Below are 19055 nucleotides of genomic sequence, written 5' to 3' on the forward strand. Positions count from 1 at the left end.
ATAATCTACTTTTGGTTTATGTACAAGAACTAACTAAAACACGTGGACATTAAGCATGCACTTAATTAACATATGCATTTAATTAATATAAAAAGCCAGTAAGCTTATTAAACTTACTGGCTTTATGCTTTGCTTTTTACAAACCTGTATCTGTTGTTGTAGTAGATGTAGATGGGGCTTCAGTAGAAGGTTTATTCAAATCTAATCCCGTACCTGGCTTTGTAAGGTCCGATGAAGGAGTAGCAGATTTCACAGTCAAAGTGATTGTTGAACCTTTGTCAATCTTTGCTCCTTCTTTTTCAGACATTCCAGTAACTATGTCATCATCTTTAGCTGATGCATCAGATGCAACAACCTTAAAGCCTTTTGCTTCCAATACTTGTTTAGCCTGCTTGAAAGTTACAGTGCCAACAGCCAAACGAGGAACTTCAACTTTAGGCTTTCCTTTAGAAACATATACTGTTACAGAGCTATGAGGCTTTACTGCAGCACCAGAAGATGGGTTCATCTTGGTCACAGTTCCTTCAGATGCAGTATCAGATTCTTCCTCAACAACATTTACAGTAAAACCAAGATTTTGCAATTCGCTTGTTACAACATCCTTAGATTGTCCAACTAAACCATCAGGGATCTTTGTAAGACCAGAAGAAATGTATAAGGTAACCATAGACCCCTTGTCTGCAAACGAATCTGCAGAAGGATCTGTACGAGTAACATGATTCTTCTTAACTTCCGTGCTATCTTCTACACGAACATTAGATATCTTAAATCCAGCACGTTCAAGAGCTTTACGTGCTACATCTTGCGATTTACCAGTAACATCTGGAATCTTAGTGGACTGTGGACCTACAGAGAACCATACGCTTACTCTAGATCCTGAAGAAACTTTAGCTCCACCTTTAGGAAGCTGTTTTGTAAAAGTTCCTTCTGGTTGAGAAGATTTATCATCTTCCAAAATATCTGGGATAAGACCAAGAGCTCGCAACTTTTCGCGAGCAGCATCCTGCGTTGTTGTTTCTGTAAATGTAGGAACTACAACTTCTCCAGCAAGTTTACTGCGATTCAAAACCAATAAAATTCCAGCAACAACAATTGCACAAACTACAGCAGATATAACGGAAGTAATAACAATTCTCTTACTTCTTTTTGCTCTATTAGCTGCAAGCTGCGCTGCTCTAGTGTTATAACCAGTATTTTGAGTATAAGGCTCAAATTGACCTGTAATAGCACCAAAGCTTTGAGTTGATGCGGTATCAGCATTGTTCATTGCTTGTGTTGCAGCATTCTGCTCAGCCTGCTTTCTAGCACGCATATTAGCCAAATCCGTCAGAGGATTAAATGCTGCAGCAACAGGAACACCACCATTCATAAAAGCCAATATGTCATTTTTAAATTCTGCGGCAGTTGCATACCTATTCTGGCGGTCCTTCGCCATTGCTTTGGCACAAATCTTATCCCACATAACAGGAAGACCAGGAACAAGCGTACTTAATGGCGTTGCAACCTCAGACACATGCTGATACGCAATTGCAACAGCTGAATCACCTGTAAAAGGAGGTCTACCAGTTAGCATCTCATATAAAACACAGCCAGCAGAATATAAGTCAGATCTCATATCTACTTGTTCTCCACGAGCCTGTTCAGGAGACAAGTATTGAGCAGTTCCAACCACGCCCTGTGATTGTGTCATTGTTGTTGCAGAATCGTCCAATGCCCTAGCGATTCCAAAATCCATAACTTTAACAATGCCCTGCTCGGAAATCATAATATTTCCAGGCTTAATATCCCTATGAATTACACCCATTCTGTGCGAATACTCAAGAGCATTAAGAACTCCGAGCATAACCTGCTCAGAGTCTCTTTGACTCAAAGCACCATTCATTTTAAGAATATCGCGTAAAGTTTTACCCTTAACATATTCCATAACAAGATATGGCAGATGCTCTTCTACACCATTGTCATCTTCTACAGATTCTTCTCCAGAATCATAAATATTAACTATGTTAGGATTGTTCATCTGAGCAATTGAATGTGCTTCTCTGCGGAATCTAGATAAGAAAATCTCATCATTTGCCAGATCAGAACGCATAATTTTAACCGCAACAGTACGACCAAGACGTTTATCTTCTGCGATTCTCACCTCGGCCATTCCGCCACGACCAATTAATTCACCTAATTGATACCGTCCATTCGCTAATGAGGTAGGCATTGTGTTACTCATTGCTGCTCCTTGCGGTTGTTATTGTTTAAAATGTTAATAATATTCACTTGAGTTTTTGGAACACTTCTCACGCTACGAGCAGGACGCTGAACAGCGGAAGAAGGTACTGAGTTTTTATTATTAAATGCTGTTTGTTGATCTAAAAGTCTTCTTTCTATTTTCGAAAGAACTTTTGACACTACTAGAGCATCTTTAGGTCTGTCTTTTGGATTTTTAGAAAGCATTGACATTACAAACTGTCTTAATTGGATATCAACACTATCTGGAAGAGGTGGAACAGGATCGTTAACATGAGCTGCTGCAATATCTACAGGCGTAGCTCCAGTAAATGGTCTGTGTCCACAAAGTCCTTCGTAAGCAACAACTCCGAGAGAATATATGTCAGATTGAGCAGTAGCTTGTTCTCCTTGAGCTTGTTCTGGAGAAATATATTGAGCCGTTCCTACTACCATTCCATCCTGAGTTATTTGTTCTTGATCACTAGAATAAGAAACACCAAAATCTGTTATTTTTACACTTCCAGTATCAGAAACCATAATGTTTGCTGGTTTAACGTCTCTGTGTATAACACCATGAGAATGAGCTACAAAAAGACCTCTAGCTGTTTGAATAAGAATAGGAAGCAAACGAGTTGGTTCCACAGTTTTTTCTTTATGATACAAATCTGCTAAAGATTTACTAGGCACATACTCCATAATCAGGAAGCCAATACCATCATGCTCATAATAATCAAATAATGCCGCAATATTAGGATGCGCTAAATTGGCTGAATTATGTGCTTCTGCGCGAAGTCTACGCAACTTAGCTTCAACATTGTTAGTGTCTGTTCTAAGAGCTTTAATTGCTACAATCCTGCCGAGCTGTATGTCAAAACCTTTCCATACCTCGCCCATACCGCCTTGTGCAAGACGTCTATCTAACCTATATCGATGATGAACTAACTGTCCTTCAACAAGTTTCATTGCTTAAGAGCCTCCTTCATCACCTGCTTCATAATAGGTCCTGCAGTATAAGTTCCATATGTGTTCGCATTATGAACTACTACTGCTATAGCTATTTTAGGGTCTTCTGCTGGGGCAAATCCAATTACCCACCCATTTGCAGACTGATTTTTTACACCAATCTGCGCTGTTCCAGTTTTTGCTGCAACATGGATATTTGGTAGAGAAAGATTTGAATTTTCTTTAACTACTACACTTTGCATCATACTATTAAGTTTTGCAGCTGTCTGTGCACTAATAGCTTGGCTCATAACAGTAGGACTTGTTTGCGATATAACAGACAAATCACTAGATCTTACGCAATCAACCAAAGTTGGTTTCATAAGAGTTCCATTATTAGCTATAGCCGACGCAATCATAGCATTTTGAAGCGTAGTAATCTTTGCATCTCCTTGACCTATAGATTCTAGAGCTAATTTATCTTGAGATGGTTTAGTAGAAAGTAATGATGTTACTACTCTCATAGGGAAACCAGTTGAATCTGATCCATCTAAAGTAAATGAGCTAAAGAATCCAAATTTCTTAGCTTGCTTTATTATTGCGTCAGACCCTAACGATATTCCTAACTGCGCAAAAGCAGTATTTGAAGAATAAGCCAAAGCATCTTCAAATGATATTTGTCCGTTAACTCCATTTGCGGGAACAACAACATTTGTTAAATGTGTTCGAGTTCCAGGAAGAGTGTAGCTTGATCCAGCTGGAATCTGAGTATTTAAATCATATTTTCCAGATTCTAACGCTGCAGCAGCAATAAGTGTTTTTAAAGTAGATCCTGGTGCATATAGTTCAGAAATGGAACGATTAAGCATCGGATTATAAATATTAGATATAAGATCCTTGTAAGACCTATTTACAGAAGAAATATTGTGAGAAGCAAGAAGGGAAGGATTGTAACTTGGAGTGCTAACCATTGCTAGTATTCGTCCAGTTTTTGGCTCTATAGCAACTAAAGCACCTTCTTTATTTTTTAGTAGATTATATGCAAGAGTCTGAAGCTTAGTGTTAATAGATGTTTCTATTGAAGCACCCCTATTTTCTGCTCCAGTAAACAATGACTTAAACTTTTGAAGGAATAAAGCATCTGACTGTCCACTTAAAAGCTCATTCCTTGACGCTTCTATTCCTCTATCAGCTCTTTGACTTATTGAATAATATCCTGTAATCGGAGCATAAACTTCACCATTGAAATATGAGCGCTGATAAACAAAAGCATCTTTAGATGGATCAGATTTTGCTAATACTGTTCCATCAGACGCAAGTATTGCTCCTCTAGGAGACCCAAATTCATGGTATAGTGCTCGTCTATTTCTAGGATCTGAATTTAACTCGTTTGCTTTTATAGAAGTTATATAAGTACTAGAAACACAAAGTATTACGAATAATATTATTACTGCAGTAAAAAGCTCTTTTAAACATTTATTCATAACTTTCACCTCCATCTTCTTTAAGATCAGAGGCTTTATTTTCTCTCTCCCTAAGTTCTCGTTCTCTTAATGCAGCTAAAGCTTCGTATTGGAAAGTATCAGACATAACAGCAGTTTCAGGCTTATTTGCAGCATTAGAGATAACAATCAAAATAGCAGCAAGCAAATAATTTGCCACTAATGATGATCCTCCAGCAGCCATATATGGCATTGTTAAACCAGTTAAAGGAATTACAAGAGTAATACCTCCAACAACAGTAAAAACTTGGAAAGCCATTGTAAAAACTAAACCAGATGCAAGGAGTTTTCCAAAACCATCCTTGATTTTCATTGCCGTTATCATACCCGAAGAAATAATAATCAAGTAAAGCATTAATACTATGAACAACCCAGTCAATCCTAATTCTTCACCCACTGAAGCGTAAATAAAATCAGAATTAGCAAGAGGTGTCAAAGATGGGTGACCTTGCCCTAATCCTGTTCCTGTAACACCACCAGCTGCCAATCCAAATAATCCTGTAACAATCTGAGCAGAACCACCTGGGAATCTATTGTAAATAACTGGGTCATACGGATTAAGCCAAGCATCTACTCTATACTGCACGTGAGCAAATAATTTAACAGCTACAAAGCATCCAATCATGAATGCTATAAATCCAATTGCAAGCCAACCTTTTCTGCCTGTAGCAACATACAACATAGAAACAAACATTGCGAAGAACATTAAAGATGTTCCTAAATCATGTTGTACAACAAGAACGCACATTGATGCAGCCCAAACAAGTGCAATAGGACCCATGTCTTTAAATCGCGGAAGATGCACGCCTAAAATCTTTTTTCCGCCAACAGCAAGCCTGTCTCTATGGTCAAACAAATATGCTGCAAAGAAGAATGCTAAGAATAACTTTGCAAATTCTCCAGGTTGAAGAGTGTGGTTACCAAAACCAATCCATATTCTTGCTCCGCCAATTTCCTTACCAACTATAGGAAGCATTGGAGATAGTAACAATATAAAACCTATTATCATGCTTACATACGAAAAACGTCTAAGTATTCTGTAATCTTCAAGAACAAGCACAAAAATTATTGACAAAACAAGAGCAACACAAACCCATATAAGCTGTTTCATAGCAATATCTGTATTGTGCTGTTTATCTATCCTAGCAATCATTACTGTGCCGATAGTTGTAAGCAGAAGCATACATGGCAATATAACTTGACTACAATAAGGTTTTTTTACTATTAAAACTCCCCATAGAACCAAGTATAAGGCTGTTGTAAAAGTAAGCATTCCAATATAATCTGCTGGAATATATCCATTAATCCTCAAAAACATCTGCAAAAATGCTAATGAAGATATAATTATGGAAAACAGAAGTAGAGAAATTTGTTTAATTCTAATACTCAACATATTCATGAGGTTTTACCCCCTGAATCAGAGTCTGAATTTACAACTCCACTATTATTGCCATCTTTATCGTCTAAACTAGATTTAGCGCTTTTTTGTTTATTACTGTGTTTTTCAATTTCTCTAGCACGCATTTCACGTCTTATTAATTTTGCGTGTCCTCTAGCTTCTTTAAGACTGCTAAAACTTATTCCTTCATCGAGTTGATCTTGCCAAGATTTATCTAGTTTTTTTACTCTAATATCTGTTTCTTCGATCTGATGAGAAAGTTCTAAACCAAAAATATTTGTAGGAACACCTTGGTAAATAACTACTCTATCGTTACCTTTACCAATGTAATACTGCTTTTGAGTCCACGAATATACAAGATATGCCCCAGAAGCAACAATAGAGCATATTACAAGTATTGCGAAAGCAACTCCTATTCTCATCCATCTTTTTCTAATCTTATTTGCTTTATGTGCTTCAGCTTGTTCTCTTTTTACAGCTCTAGCAACATCTGGATCTCTAGGATCAGTTGAGATTCTTCCATTCTTCTTTTTTACAATAGGAATCTCATTTGTATCTGTAGACCTAAGTTCTTCTTCATTTCTTAAGTGAGAAGGCTGAACTAAACGAGTTGTTTCAACTTTTTCAACATCTTTTTCACTCGACTTTTCACCATCTTGTATAAGAGCAGCGGCTCTTTGAGCAGGTGAATTTTTACCTTCTCGCAACACTGGTGTGGAAGATACTGCCTTATTAACAATATCTGCTATCGATTCCAAATCCTTACTTGCAGCACCGCCAATCAATGGTGTTTGGTGAGGTAAATCAAAAGCATCTGCGTCTAGTGCCAAAGTCGCATCTGCAATAACAGCTGTGGCATTATCAGTACTTCCAGCTTTAAGAGCCATTGAAACAAGTTTTTGAGCACATTCTTCTTGATTAGATACACTGCTCATAACTTCTTGAATAGTGGAATCTTCTAATACTCCACATACTCCATCTGAACAAAGCAACCAGCGATCTGAAGGATGAGCTAATCGAATTGCCATATCTGGGCGTGGATCAATATCAAAATCACCCAATACTCGCATAACAACATTGCGTTGCGGATGATTTCTTGCTTCTTCTGGAGTAATATGACCAGTATCAATTAAATGTTGAACATAACTATGGTCACAAGTCATTCTTATAAGATGATTATCTCGCAACAAGTAGGCTCTAGAATCACCTAAATGTGCAAGAACCCAGTATCCGTTTACTAAAGAAACAGCTGTTACTGTCGTTCCCATGCCAGCAAGACGTCTTTCACGCTTAGCTTTTCCAACAATCGCGTCGTGAGCTGCCATAATTGACGTTTCCATCATAGAAGAAACAGCTTTTACATCATTTGGTCTTGAATCCTGCTCAATATGAGCTAAAGATCTTATTGCAATAGTGGACGCCGTATCTCCACCAGCATGGCCACCCATACCGTCACAAATAGATGCTAAACGCTCTCCTGCGAACGCTGAGTCTTGATTATTACTACGAACTGTACCAACATCACTAACAGCCGTGGAATACATAAACAACGCTTTATCAATAAATGAAGCTTTATTAAAATTATTTTCTTTATCTCGATTAGTGTTTTTATTATTTAAAGAATTATATACAGTATCGGAATTTCTACTATCAATGTCTGAATCTAATTGTGTCATATAATCACCTCAATTCAAACATTGTTGCGCCAATTCGCACAGAAGTGCGTGGTTGCAAAACGACTGGTTCATTAACTCTATTATGACCAATCATAGTTCCATTAGTACTGCCCAAATCTTCGAGTACCCAAGATTTTACAGATTGATTAAAATAAACACGAGCATGATGAGACGATACAAATTCGTCATTTAAAACTACAGTATTGTTTGCTGATCTTCCAAGAGTTACACCAGATGGTTCAAGAGGGAAGGATGATCCAGCCAAAGGACCATCAATAATAACAAGTAAAGTAGGATTTTCTGAAAGTTTATTAGATTCTTCATTCCTAGAAACTATATTATTTTGATTATTTTCACTACTTGAATTACTTGGCTTACGACGATACTTATTCTTAAAAGAACGAGACTTTTTAGGACTAAAAATCTCAATATCTCTACGAAGAGAACGAACAGCAAACCACACGAATACCCACAAAAGTACTAAGAAACTGTACTTAAGTATAGCAAAAGTTAACTCGGTTAATATCATGCGCGTACTCGTATCTCTTTATATATTCGTCTATTACTCCTGATCTTGTGATGAAGCCCAATAGAAAATACGAGTACGTCCGATAGTTATAGTATTTCCATCTAAAAGTGTTGCTGCTGGAGTTTGATGTCCTTCAACATAAGTTCCATTAGTAGAACCAAGATCTCTAGCAATAACACCATCAGGCGTAATATCTATTCCAAGATGTCGACGAGAAATACCAGGATCGTCAATAACAATATCGCAGCCAGATCCTCTGCCTAATATAGTGCGATCCTTTGTTAACAAATATCTATTTCCATTAATTTCAAGCATTGGATGATTTTCTGACTGCTCTTGAGTTGTTACAGGAACAGCATTTCCTGGAACAGAGTCAGAAATCAAATTGAAATTACCTTTAGCAAGATCTGTGTCTTCTTCAAAAATAACTGCAACAGGCCCAACAAATGCATAATGCTGGCTTTTTGCATATTGTGTAAGATTATCTGCAAGCTCGTTAGCTAAAGCTTCACTACCAAGCTGATCAAAATCTGGCGTACTAAGTTTAAAATGATATTCATTCGGAGCAACTGTACGATCGCGATCAATTGGCATAGATTGATTATCAATCTCTCGCTCTAATGCACTGGAAAGATCAACAGGCTGCAAGTCTTTAGAGCCGAATTTTGCGAAGACCCCGTTCATTGCACCTTCAACGCTCTTCTCAAGTCGGTCAAGCATGCTCATTGTAAACCCTTTCTATCTTTTCCTCATATTACTCGTCACCTCGTACGGTGTTCAACTTATTACATTCGTATATTAATACTTGTTTTAATCAATATTCTTTTATATTACAAAATCATCCATCAAATCATCCATTTAAATAAATAAACACGCATACTCATAATACATATTTATCATATATATTTCTAAGTGTAATCTTTAACTATGAATCAAAAAAATCAGTTTTATGACTTTTGGCAAAAAATAGTAGATAATAAAAAGTCTTCTATTGTTTTACTTCTTGCCATTTTAATCCCTTGCATTGGTAAAGGGGTGCTTGTTATGAGTGAGGAAAGATCTTTAGAAACAGGCATAGTTGCATTTTTCCACAATTATTCCCCATCTTTCATAATGTCTATTTCAAAGATTCTCGCAATAATTTTTTCTACAAAATGTTGCATAGTCATACTTCTTGTTTTATCTATTATTTCTTACTTTATTAAAAGAAATTGGCGTATAACTCTTACACAACTTGTTATTTCTCTTTTGCCTATGGTTTATATTTTTGCAATTAAATTCATAGTTCATAGACCTAGGCCTTTTATTGGAGTAAAGGTTAAACTTCCACCAGATCCAAGTTTTCCAAGTGGTCATACTGCAGCAGCTGTTGCGATTTGCGCTATGATTCTTATGATTCTTTATGTATCTAATAAATCATTGTTAAAACTTGGCTTGATAATAAGCATTGTTGTTGTTGTAATAGTGGCTCTTTCTAGGCTTGTTGTTGCAGCTCACTTCCCTACTGACGTTATAACTTCTGCAATAATGTATCCAATATTAGTTATGTATAATCTTGATTTCTTTAAAAACAGTAGTTTTATTAATAGAAAAATATTAAAAAGATAAAGGTAAATAAACAATGTTTAATGGTTTTAAAAAATTTATTGCTCGTGGCAGCGTTATCGACATGGCAGTCGGTGTTGTTATGGGCGGTGCTGTTACAGCAGTTGTTAATTCAATAGTTAAAAATATTATTAATCCTCTTATAGCAATAATTTGTGGAAAACCAGATTTAGATGGTGTTCTAACAATAACAATAAATGGTGCAACTATTTCGTTTGGTGCTGTTATTGGATCTGTATTAAATTTCCTTATTATTGCTGTAGCTGTTTACTTTTTCATAGTTTTGCCTATTAATAAATTGAGAGAAATGGGTGTTAATTTCTTAAATATTGAAAAAGAAAAAACAGATGAAGAAAAACGCAAGGAACGTGAAGAAAAAATGATTAAAGTATTGGAAGATATTAGAGATTCTGTTTCTAAGTAAAAATGCTTTGATTTTAATTTAAAAATTCCCCCGCTAGTCTAAATAAGATTAACGGGGGAATTTTTGATTATTTTATTTTAACTCACTTATTTTAATCATCGCCAAGAGTTAGATGGATTCCACCAACTAATGAACCAACAACGTTATATAGCAAAGCACCAATTGCAGAAAGTAGTGTTAAAATAACTATTTCCACAACAGAAAGAATTGTTACAGCACTTAAAATTGTTGGAAGAGAGAATACATCAGCAAGATTAAAACCGTTGCTATTCAAACCTGTTGATGAAACAATCTGAGTTACTTGATCAAAAACACCAACCATGTTTAGAAATAGCCAAACTAATCCTGCTGCAATTACTTGAATTATTCCTCCAGCTACGCTAAGAAGAAAAGTAACTTTTGCAACAGACCACGCATCTACCCTAACTAAGGAAAGACTCATTCTTCTAGCACGCGGCTGACTAGTTTTTCTCTTGGCATAACCATTAGATTCAAAACTAGCTGTTCCACCAATTGTTCTTGGAGAATTAGTGTTAGGTTCGCCATTAACTTTGCTATTGGACGTTTCAAAATCCTCACTCATCTAAGTTCCTTCTGCTAGTATTTTCTTCTACTTCTTCATTCTTATTTTCACTTTCATCATCTCTTTCCTCATTACGAGCTATAGAGATGATTTCGTCACCCTTATCTGGCTTAGCTAAAGTCACACCCTGAGTTGTTCTACCAGTGCGCTTAACTTCGTTAACATCAGAGCGAATTACCTTACCAGACTTCATAATTGCCATTACTTGATCTGTTTCTTCAACGATCAAGGCACCAACCAAAGAACCGCGACCTTCTGCAAGTTGAACAGCTTTAACACCGTATCCGTTTCTTCCTTGCAAACGATACTCTTCAATAGCGGTTCTCTTAGCAAAACCTTCATTAGTAACAACGAGAAGATCTTTACTTGTTTCTACAGATACAACATCCATATCAAGTAATTCGTCGCCTTCTCTAAATCGCATGCCTTGAACGCCTGCAGTTTGGCGGCCCATTGGTCGAAGTTGCTCATCATCTGCTCTAAACTTCAAGCTCATTCCAAGCTTAGAAACAAGAATAATGTCATCTTCTGAATTGCACAAAGCTGCACCAATCAACTCATCAGCAGGTTCGCCTGTTTCTTCATTAGTCATTAGTCGAACAGCAATCAAACCACCTTGACGTGGAGAATCATATTCTTGTAAAGCAGTTTTCTTAACTTTTCCAGAACGAGTTGCCAAAACCAAATACTTCGCTACATCATAATTTGGAATTGATAACACTGCTTGAATTGTTTCTCCAGGAGTAAATTGAAGCAAATTAGCAACATGCTGTCCTTTAGAATCTCTTGATCCTTCTGGAAGCTCATATGCTTTAATGCGATAAACGCGTCCGCGATTAGTAAAGAACAACAACCAATTGTGTGTAGAAGTTAAGAAGAAGTGATCTACAACATCATCTTCACGAAGCTTTGCACCCTTAATGCCTTTGCCTCCGCGGTGCTGAGCACGATACTCGTCTGCTTTTGTGCGCTTAATATAGCCTGCACGAGTTACTGTAACAACAACATTTTCTTCGGCAATAAGATCTTCAACATTCATTTCTCCCGAGAATGGAAGAATCTTAGTTCTGCGCTCATCACCATACTTAGCAACAATTTCATCAAGCTCATCGCCAACAATTTTGCGCTGGCGCTCTGGGCTTGCAAGAATATCGTTGTAATCTTCAATCTTGCGCATTAATTCTTCATGCTCGTCAAGAATCTTTTGACGTTCCAAAGCTGCAAGTCTACGAAGTTGCATTGCAAGAATAGCATCTGCTTGAACATCATCAACATCAAGCAAATTCATCAAACCAGTACGAGCAGAATCAACATCTTTAGAAGATCTGATTAAAGCCACAACTTCATCGATCATATCCAAAGCTTTCAAATAGCCTTGCAAAATATGATCTCGCTCTTCTGCCTCACGCTTTAAGTAGCGTGTACGCCTATCAATAACTTCAAGCTGATGACTTACCCAATGACGAATAAACGCGTCTAAACTCAAAGTGCGCGGCACACCATCAACCAAAGCAAGCATGTTAGCGCCGAAAGTTTGCTGAAGCTGCGAATGCTTATACAAGTTGTTCAAAACAACTTTTGGAACAGCATCTCTTTTAAGAACAAGCACTAAACGCTGACCAGTACGGCCAGACGTTTCATCGCGCATATCTGCAATGCCTTGAATCTTTCCATCTCGCACAGCTTCCCTAATAGAAGCAGCTAAGCGATCAGGATTAACTTGGTATGGAAGCTCGGTGACAACCAAGCACATACGTCCCTTAATTTCCTCGGTATTAACTACTGCTCGCATTGTAATTAATCCGCGGCCTGTACGGTAAGCTTGCTCAATTCCCTTGTGACCTAAGATAGTTGCTCCAGTAGGGAAATCAGGTCCTTTAATTCTCTGAATTAAAGCTTCTAGAAGTTCGGAATTGCTAGCAGCTGGGTGATCTAATGCCCAATGTACGCCATCTGCAACCTCACGCATATTATGAGGCGGAATATTTGTTGCCATACCAACAGCAATACCAGCAGAACCATTAACTAAAAGATTCGGGAAACGAGCTGGCAAAACTGTTGGTTCTTGAGTTTTACCATCGTAGTTTGGCAAGAAATCAACAGTATCTTTGTCAATATCTCGAACCATTTCCATAGCAAGAGGCGCCATACGGCATTCCGTATAACGCATTGCTGCTGCAGGATCATCACCTGGGGAACCAAAGTTTCCTTGACCATCAACAAGCATGTATCTCATTGACCAAGATTGAGCCATACGAACCAAAGTGTCATAGATAGCAGAATCACCATGAGGATGATACTTACCCATAACGTCGCCAACAACGCGAGAGCACTTGTTATACCCTCTATCTGGCCTATAGCCGCCATCATACATAGCGTAAATAACACGACGATGCACTGGTTTTAAGCCATCTCGAACATCTGGTAAAGCGCGCTCAACAATAACAGAAAGTGCATAAGCAAGATATGATTCGCGCATTTCCTGCTGCAAATCCATGTGTTTTACGCGAGCACCTTTCATTAAGCCGTAATCAGTATTATCTGATTCTTGCGGACTTTGTGGTTCCATAGACCCATCAGGCAACTGATCTCTATATTCACCATCATTAGCGGCGTTTATTTCGTCTACCACTGCTATTCCTTCTTATTTATATTTTAAAGTTTATTTTGCTTTATTTTTACGTTGATTTATTAACTATTTTTAAGCATCAATAAATCTTGCATCATGAGCATTACGTTGAATAAAGAGCCTACGAGGTTCTACTTCGTCTCCCATAAGCATTGAGAATGTCTCATCAGCTCGAGCAGCATCTTCAATATGAATTTGCTTTAAGATTCTGTGTTCAGGGTCCATCGTTGTTTCCCACAGCTCCTGATAGCTCATCTCACCCAAGCCCTTGTATCGCTGAATACCTTCGCCTTTAGGAAGTTGTCTGCCTGCAGCTTTACCTTCTGCAAGAACTCGATCACGCTCAGCATCGGTATAAACAAAGTCATGTGCTCCCTTGCTCCACTTCAAACGGTAAAGAGGCGGCATAGCAACGTAAATGTATCCTGCTGTAATCATTGGACGCATATAACGGAAGAACAGTGTTAAATTCAATGTAGCAATATGAGCGCCGTCAACATCAGCATCAGCCATAATAATGACTTTGTGATATCGAACCTTACTTAAATCGAAGTCTTCACCATAACCGCCTCCAACAGCAGTTATTAAGGATTCAATAGTTTCCGACTTCATCATTCGATCAATTGAAGCGCGCTCAGTATTCAAAATCTTACCGCGCAAAGGCAAAATCGCTTGAGTAATAGGATCTCGTCCTTGAATTGCGGAGCCACCTGCGGAATCACCCTCAACTATAAACAGCTCGCATTCTTCTGGATTATTAGACTGGCAATCCTTCAATTTATCTGGCATTCCAGCAGTTTCAAAGATTGACTTTCTACGCGTATTTTCGCGAGCTTTCTTAGCTGCAATACGCGCACGCGATGCTTCAATTGCTTTTTGAATAATGTTCTTTGCTTCACTTGGATGAGCGTCGAACCAATCTCCAAGCTTTTCAGTCATTACTCGCTGAACAAAGGTTTTAGCTTCAGAATTGCCAAGCTTGGTTTTAGTCTGACCTTCAAACTGTGGAGTTGTAAGCTTTACTGAAACAACTGCTGTTAAGCCTTCTCGAACATCGTCACCAGAAAGATTAGTATCTTTTTCTTTTAATATATTCTTTTCTCGAGCATAACGATTTACAAGAGATGTAAGTGCAGCTCGGAATCCTTCTTCGTGAGTACCACCTTCAGTAGTTGAAATAGTGTTAGCAAAAGTGTGAACTGCTTCCGAATATGCAACAGTCCATTGCATAGCAATTTCGGCAGAAATACCAATTTCAAGATCTTCAGCCTCAAAATCAATAACATCTGGCTCTACAGGAACAGCTTTTCGAGATTTAACCAAATAGTCAACGTAATCTTTGATTCCGTGATTATACTTGTAGCTAACGCTTTGATGCTTTTCTTCACTAGTTGATTCATTTTCTCCTGTGACTTCGTCCCCTGCTTCATCAGGCTTGCGCAAATCAGTTAAAGAGATCTTCAATCCTTTGTTTAAGAAAGCCATCTGCTGGAATCTAGATCGCAAAGTTTCAAAATCGTATGTAGTTGTTTCAAAAATAGCACCATCTGGCCAGAATGTTACGGATGTACCAGTAGATTCACCTTCTTCCATTGGCTTTCCTTTTTCCAATGGTGCTGTTGGATGCTGATCTACATACGTTTGAGTCCAATGAAACCCTTGACGACGAACTTCAATTTCTACGCGTGTAGAAAGTGCGTTAACAACGGATATACCAACGCCATGCAAACCACCAGAAACGGCGTATCCGCCGCCGCCAAACTTTCCACCAGCATGAAGCTTAGTCATAACCGTTTCAACACCAGAAACGCCTTCTCCTGGTACTTCGTCAACTGGAATGCCTCTACCATCATCTACAACTTTTATTGCATTGTCTGGCAATATTGTCACTTCAATGTGAGAAGCATAACCAGCCAAAGCCTCATCAACCGAATTATCTACAATCTCGTATACAAGGTGGTGTAAGCCTCTTGGACCAGTTGAACCAATGTACATACCTGGTCTGATTCGAACTGCTTCTAATCCTTCGAGAACGCGAAGATCGCTAGCATCATAATGTTCAGGAGAAAGTGAATCATCAAGCTGAGCGTCATCGAGTTTATGTTCTTCAACAGAATTTTCCATTGAATTATCTTCAGTGTTTAACACTTTAGATCCCTTCCCGTATTACCTCATGCCAAGAGGCATTTACGAGGTCGATACACGCTAGAAAGCACAAAAAAGGGGTTTCTAGCGATTTAACTATATTACATAACATTCTACACATGCATAATGACCGCTCTTTATTAAGAGCCGTTATTAGTGATTCTTAATATTAAACCTACTATTTATTGATTTTTTGCCTGTTTTTTGCAAAGATGGACCAACTATTTTGACTTCTTTAATATTAATATTTTTTGAATATTCAAATATTTTTTTCTCAAGCATAGGTTTGCAGTAGCTAAGTTGTGTATACCAAACGTTTGATTTTGTTCTAACTATTAAAATACCGTCTTTTATTTGATCTATATAACAATTTAAAGATGCACTTTTACCAACTATTTTCCACCAATCTTCTCGCATTCTTGCTATAGCAAGCGGCTCATTCCAATGTTTTTTATTAGCAAAATTACCTAGCAACGAATACAGATTTTGTGGATCCCTACCAGGTTTTCCAAAACTTTCCCAAGATTTATAAGCATTTTGCTCGTTTATTGTTTTCTTTTCTCCCCTTTTTTCTATAGGAGAAAAAACAATCTCAGGAAGCTTTCTAGTGTCTAATTTTAATAATTTATTTACGGGAATTTTCATTATTTTCCCCTTAACTATTAGAATTATTCTCGATATTATTTTTTCGATTATTAATAATATCTTTTAGTAGATCTTTATGATTAGAGTCAAGATTATTATTAAAGAAATTTTCATCTTGATTATTATTTTTTTCTACTATTTTAGATATATCAATAAATGATTCTTCTGAAAGATTCTCATCTTTTGGTATATCACTTAAGGATGCAACTGTAATAAAAACTTGTTCTTGTTCTTTTGCAAACTCTAAAATTTGTTTTCTTCTAGATTCATCTAATTGTGAAAAAACATCATCCAAAATAACTATTGGTTTTTGATTATTTTTTTCTTCTAAAGTCTTAAATAAAGCCATTTTTAAAGCTAATGCTAGAGTCCATGATTCACCATTAGAAGCAAATTCTTTTGCAGGATGATTATTTATTAATATTGTAAAATCATCTCTATGAGGACCTATTAGGTTGTATCCTCTAGCAACTTCCCCAGCATAAATTCGTTGAAAATGCTCGCTTATAGCTTTTTGCGGAAAATAATCTTCTTTTGATTCAACTTCTAACTCTTCAAAAGACGGATTATATTGTATCGAAGCAAAATTAGAAGATCGGGAAAGTTTATCTACTATTTTAGGAAAAATTTTATTTAACAAATTTATTATTTTTTTTCGATTTTTTGTAAGAATTATTCCTGATTCAATGAATTTACCCGTCCATATTTCCAAATCAGATATAGGATTATATCCATTTGTTGAACTAGCTAAATTATTATTAGATAGACTTTTAAGAAGATATGCACGTTGTTTTGCAATATGATTATATTCTTGTAAAACTTGTAAATAATTTGGTATTAATAGTGCTCCAGCTTGATCTATAAAAGTCCTACGAATATTAGGATCTGAAAAAATCAAATTTTGATCTCTTGGAGTGAAAGAAATGGATTTAACTAATCCAATTATGTCCTTCATATACAATGATTTTCCACTATTAATTCTTGCTCTGTTAGCTCCTTTTGAATTAATCGTAAGCTCATATGTAGTTTCATCTAAATCATTATTATCAAAATTTTTAGTATTAAGTCGTATGGTAGCACAACTGTTATTGCACTCTATCAGTGGCATCAAAGATGATATTCTATGACTTGTTCCAGTAGATATAACTTCTATAGCTTCAACAATATTAGTTTTACCTAAACCATTTGAGCCAAATAGAACATTAATTTTTGGAGAAAAGTCTAATACACAACTACTCCAAGAACGAAAATGATCTAGTACAAGTCTTGAAACATACATTTATTTATCTTTAAGGATGCATTGGAACAACAAGATATCTGTAATTCATAGACTCATCGCCATCAGCTTCCTGCTGACCATTAAATTCAACAGGCTTAACTGCAGATGTGATTTTTGCATGAACAAATGGCTCGCTTATAGCGCTTAAACCTTCAATTAAATAATTAGGATTAAAAGCAACTATAATATCTTGACCGTCCATGTCTATATCGATAAGTTCTTTTGCTTGAGATTCTGAATCATTTCCAGCACTTAAAGTTAATTCATCTCCAGAGAAAGACATGTAAATAGGAGCATCTTTTTCTGCAACAAGTGCAACTCGCTTAATAGCATTAATAAGCATTGTTCGATTAATAATTGCATGAATAGGATATTCATCAACAAAAAGTCGATCTACAGAAGGAAATTCTCCATCAATTAGTTGAGAAGTACTTACTCTACCAGAATTTTCAAAACCAAGAATAGATGGTTCTTTATCGTTTAGGTTTACAATAACATTTTGATGTTCATCTATTGATCGAGAAATATCTCTAAGAATGCTTCCTTTGATTAGAGTAGAAGTATTTATGTCAGAATGTTCTGGTGTCCACTTAAAAGTTGATCTTGCAAGGCGATATCTGTCTGTAGCAGTGAAAGTAACAGAATCATCTTCAAAATGAGCATGAATTCCAGTCAAAACAGGTCTATCTTCTTCTCTTGAAACAGCCACAGAAGCTTGTACTACTGCCTGAACAAAAGTAGGAGCATCTACCTGACCAAGTTTTTCAGGAATTTGTGGTAAATCAGGATATTCTCCTTCAGGCATTAGTTGGAGTGTGAAAGTTGATTTTCCAGAAGAAATAGTAAGAGTAGTTTCATTAGAGGATAAATAGGTTTTTTCTGATGGTAAAGATTTAGTTATATCTGCCATCAATTTGCCTAATACGAGTACACTACCCTGCTCATCTATTCCAGCTTCAACATGATGTCTGCTAGAGAGCTGATAGTTAAAAGCAGAAAGTTGAAGAATTCCATCTTTTGCTTCTAGTTTTAGTCCTGCAAGAATAGGATTAGCTGGTCTAGAATCTATGACTCTAGTTGTCCAAGCTACTGCATCAGCAAAAGAAGCGGAATTAACTTCAACTTTCATTTTTCCTCATTTCTGTTTAAATCTGTGTTTTATTCTATATCATGCTGCCAATTAAAAATCATATTTTATGAAAGTTAGTTGAGTAAGTAATTAAATATGAATATTAGATAAAAATAAAATAGTAAAAGTAATAAAGGTTGTTAACATGTGGATAAAGTTAAAGAACTGCTGATTTAGAGCCTTTATCCACAATTTAAAAATGTTGACAACACAAAGAGAAGTATGTGCATAAAAGCTGAAGTTATCCACATAATTTTCTAATTTTTAGATTATTAACATTTTTACCGTAGTTAAACACAGTTTATTCACTTTTTAAACGGCGTTTTCCACCAGTTATTCGCAGCTTTT

15 protein-coding genes are annotated in these 19055 nt (G+C 36.7%); 2 read left to right on the forward strand and 13 right to left on the reverse strand.

Going from position 1 to position 19055, the window contains the following annotated elements; genetic code table 11:
* Positions 1 to 136: 136 nt before the first annotated feature.
* The 7 genes from pknB to HXT55_RS00545 are packed head-to-tail and all read right to left on the reverse strand — an operon-like array spanning position 137 to position 8994.
* Positions 137 to 2221, reverse strand: a complete 2085-nt coding sequence (pknB, locus tag HXT55_RS00515; RefSeq protein WP_421792229.1) for a Stk1 family PASTA domain-containing Ser/Thr kinase — start codon at positions 2219 to 2221, stop codon at positions 137 to 139.
* Positions 2218 to 3183, reverse strand: a complete 966-nt coding sequence (locus HXT55_RS00520) for a serine/threonine-protein kinase (protein WP_004137650.1) — start codon at positions 3181 to 3183, stop codon at positions 2218 to 2220. Before HXT55_RS00520 ends, pknB begins: the two co-directional genes overlap by 4 nt.
* The gene (locus HXT55_RS00525; protein ID WP_004114007.1) at positions 3180 to 4646 is read right to left on the reverse strand and encodes a peptidoglycan D,D-transpeptidase FtsI family protein; all 1467 of its coding nucleotides are present in this window, start codon (positions 4644 to 4646) and stop codon (positions 3180 to 3182) included. The genes HXT55_RS00520 and HXT55_RS00525 overlap by 4 nt, the downstream gene beginning before the upstream one ends.
* Positions 4639 to 6063 carry an FtsW/RodA/SpoVE family cell cycle protein gene (locus tag HXT55_RS00530; protein WP_004114010.1) on the reverse strand — a complete coding sequence of 475 codons (1425 nt, stop codon included), beginning with the start codon at positions 6061 to 6063 and terminating at the stop codon, positions 4639 to 4641. The genes HXT55_RS00525 and HXT55_RS00530 overlap by 8 nt, the downstream gene beginning before the upstream one ends.
* The gene (locus tag HXT55_RS00535; RefSeq protein ID WP_004114012.1) at positions 6060 to 7739 is read right to left on the reverse strand and encodes a PP2C family protein-serine/threonine phosphatase; all 1680 of its coding nucleotides are present in this window, start codon (positions 7737 to 7739) and stop codon (positions 6060 to 6062) included. The genes HXT55_RS00530 and HXT55_RS00535 overlap by 4 nt, the downstream gene beginning before the upstream one ends.
* Before the next feature lie 4 nt (positions 7740 to 7743).
* Positions 7744 to 8268, reverse strand: coding sequence for an FHA domain-containing protein FhaB/FipA (locus HXT55_RS00540; RefSeq protein ID WP_004114013.1), 525 nt, complete (start codon positions 8266 to 8268; stop codon positions 7744 to 7746).
* Positions 8269 to 8301: 33 nt separating this feature from the next.
* The gene (locus HXT55_RS00545) at positions 8302 to 8994 is read right to left on the reverse strand and encodes an FhaA domain-containing protein (protein ID WP_004114015.1); all 693 of its coding nucleotides are present in this window, start codon (positions 8992 to 8994) and stop codon (positions 8302 to 8304) included.
* Between the two features lie 201 nt (positions 8995 to 9195).
* Between HXT55_RS00545 and HXT55_RS00550 the strand changes: the two genes are divergently transcribed.
* Together HXT55_RS00550 and mscL are read left to right on the forward strand one after the other, a co-directional pair.
* Entirely contained in the window at positions 9196 to 9876 is a 681-nt protein-coding gene (locus HXT55_RS00550; RefSeq protein ID WP_004114017.1) for a phosphatase PAP2 family protein, read from the forward strand.
* A gap of 13 nt (positions 9877 to 9889) precedes the next feature.
* On the forward strand, positions 9890 to 10297 hold the full coding sequence (gene mscL, locus HXT55_RS00555; protein WP_004114018.1) for a large conductance mechanosensitive channel protein MscL: 408 nt from the start codon (positions 9890 to 9892) through the stop codon (positions 10295 to 10297).
* Between the two features lie 91 nt (positions 10298 to 10388).
* Here mscL and HXT55_RS00560 read toward each other — a convergent pair whose 3' ends face one another.
* The 6 genes from HXT55_RS00560 to dnaN all read right to left on the reverse strand — a co-directional run bounded on the left by HXT55_RS00560 (position 10389) and on the right by dnaN (position 18707).
* A complete protein-coding gene (locus HXT55_RS00560; RefSeq protein ID WP_004116462.1) occupies positions 10389 to 10880 on the reverse strand; it encodes a DUF3566 domain-containing protein in 492 nt (163 codons plus the stop codon).
* Complete coding sequence (gene gyrA, locus HXT55_RS00565; protein ID WP_004116461.1) at positions 10873 to 13512, reverse strand: DNA gyrase subunit A; 2640 nt, start codon at positions 13510 to 13512, stop codon at positions 10873 to 10875. The genes HXT55_RS00560 and gyrA overlap by 8 nt, the downstream gene beginning before the upstream one ends.
* A 69-nt stretch (positions 13513 to 13581) precedes the next feature.
* Positions 13582 to 15657 (reverse strand): DNA topoisomerase (ATP-hydrolyzing) subunit B, encoded by a 2076-nt coding sequence (gyrB, locus tag HXT55_RS00570; RefSeq protein ID WP_421792232.1) that lies wholly within the window; start codon positions 15655 to 15657, stop codon positions 13582 to 13584.
* 150 nt (positions 15658 to 15807) lie between these two features.
* Positions 15808 to 16299 carry a DciA family protein gene (locus tag HXT55_RS00575; RefSeq protein ID WP_020759664.1) on the reverse strand — a complete coding sequence of 164 codons (492 nt, stop codon included), beginning with the start codon at positions 16297 to 16299 and terminating at the stop codon, positions 15808 to 15810.
* Positions 16300 to 16309: 10 nt separating this feature from the next.
* On the reverse strand, positions 16310 to 17578 hold the full coding sequence (recF, locus tag HXT55_RS00580) for a DNA replication/repair protein RecF (protein WP_048730960.1): 1269 nt from the start codon (positions 17576 to 17578) through the stop codon (positions 16310 to 16312).
* Between the two features lie 10 nt (positions 17579 to 17588).
* The gene (gene dnaN, locus HXT55_RS00585; RefSeq protein ID WP_004114027.1) at positions 17589 to 18707 is read right to left on the reverse strand and encodes a DNA polymerase III subunit beta; all 1119 of its coding nucleotides are present in this window, start codon (positions 18705 to 18707) and stop codon (positions 17589 to 17591) included.
* Between the last annotated feature and the right edge of the window lie 348 nt (positions 18708 to 19055).

Source organism: Gardnerella sp. KA00718 (genome assembly GCF_049244285.1).
In the GTDB taxonomy this organism is placed as follows: domain Bacteria; phylum Actinomycetota; class Actinomycetes; order Actinomycetales; family Bifidobacteriaceae; genus Bifidobacterium; species Bifidobacterium vaginale.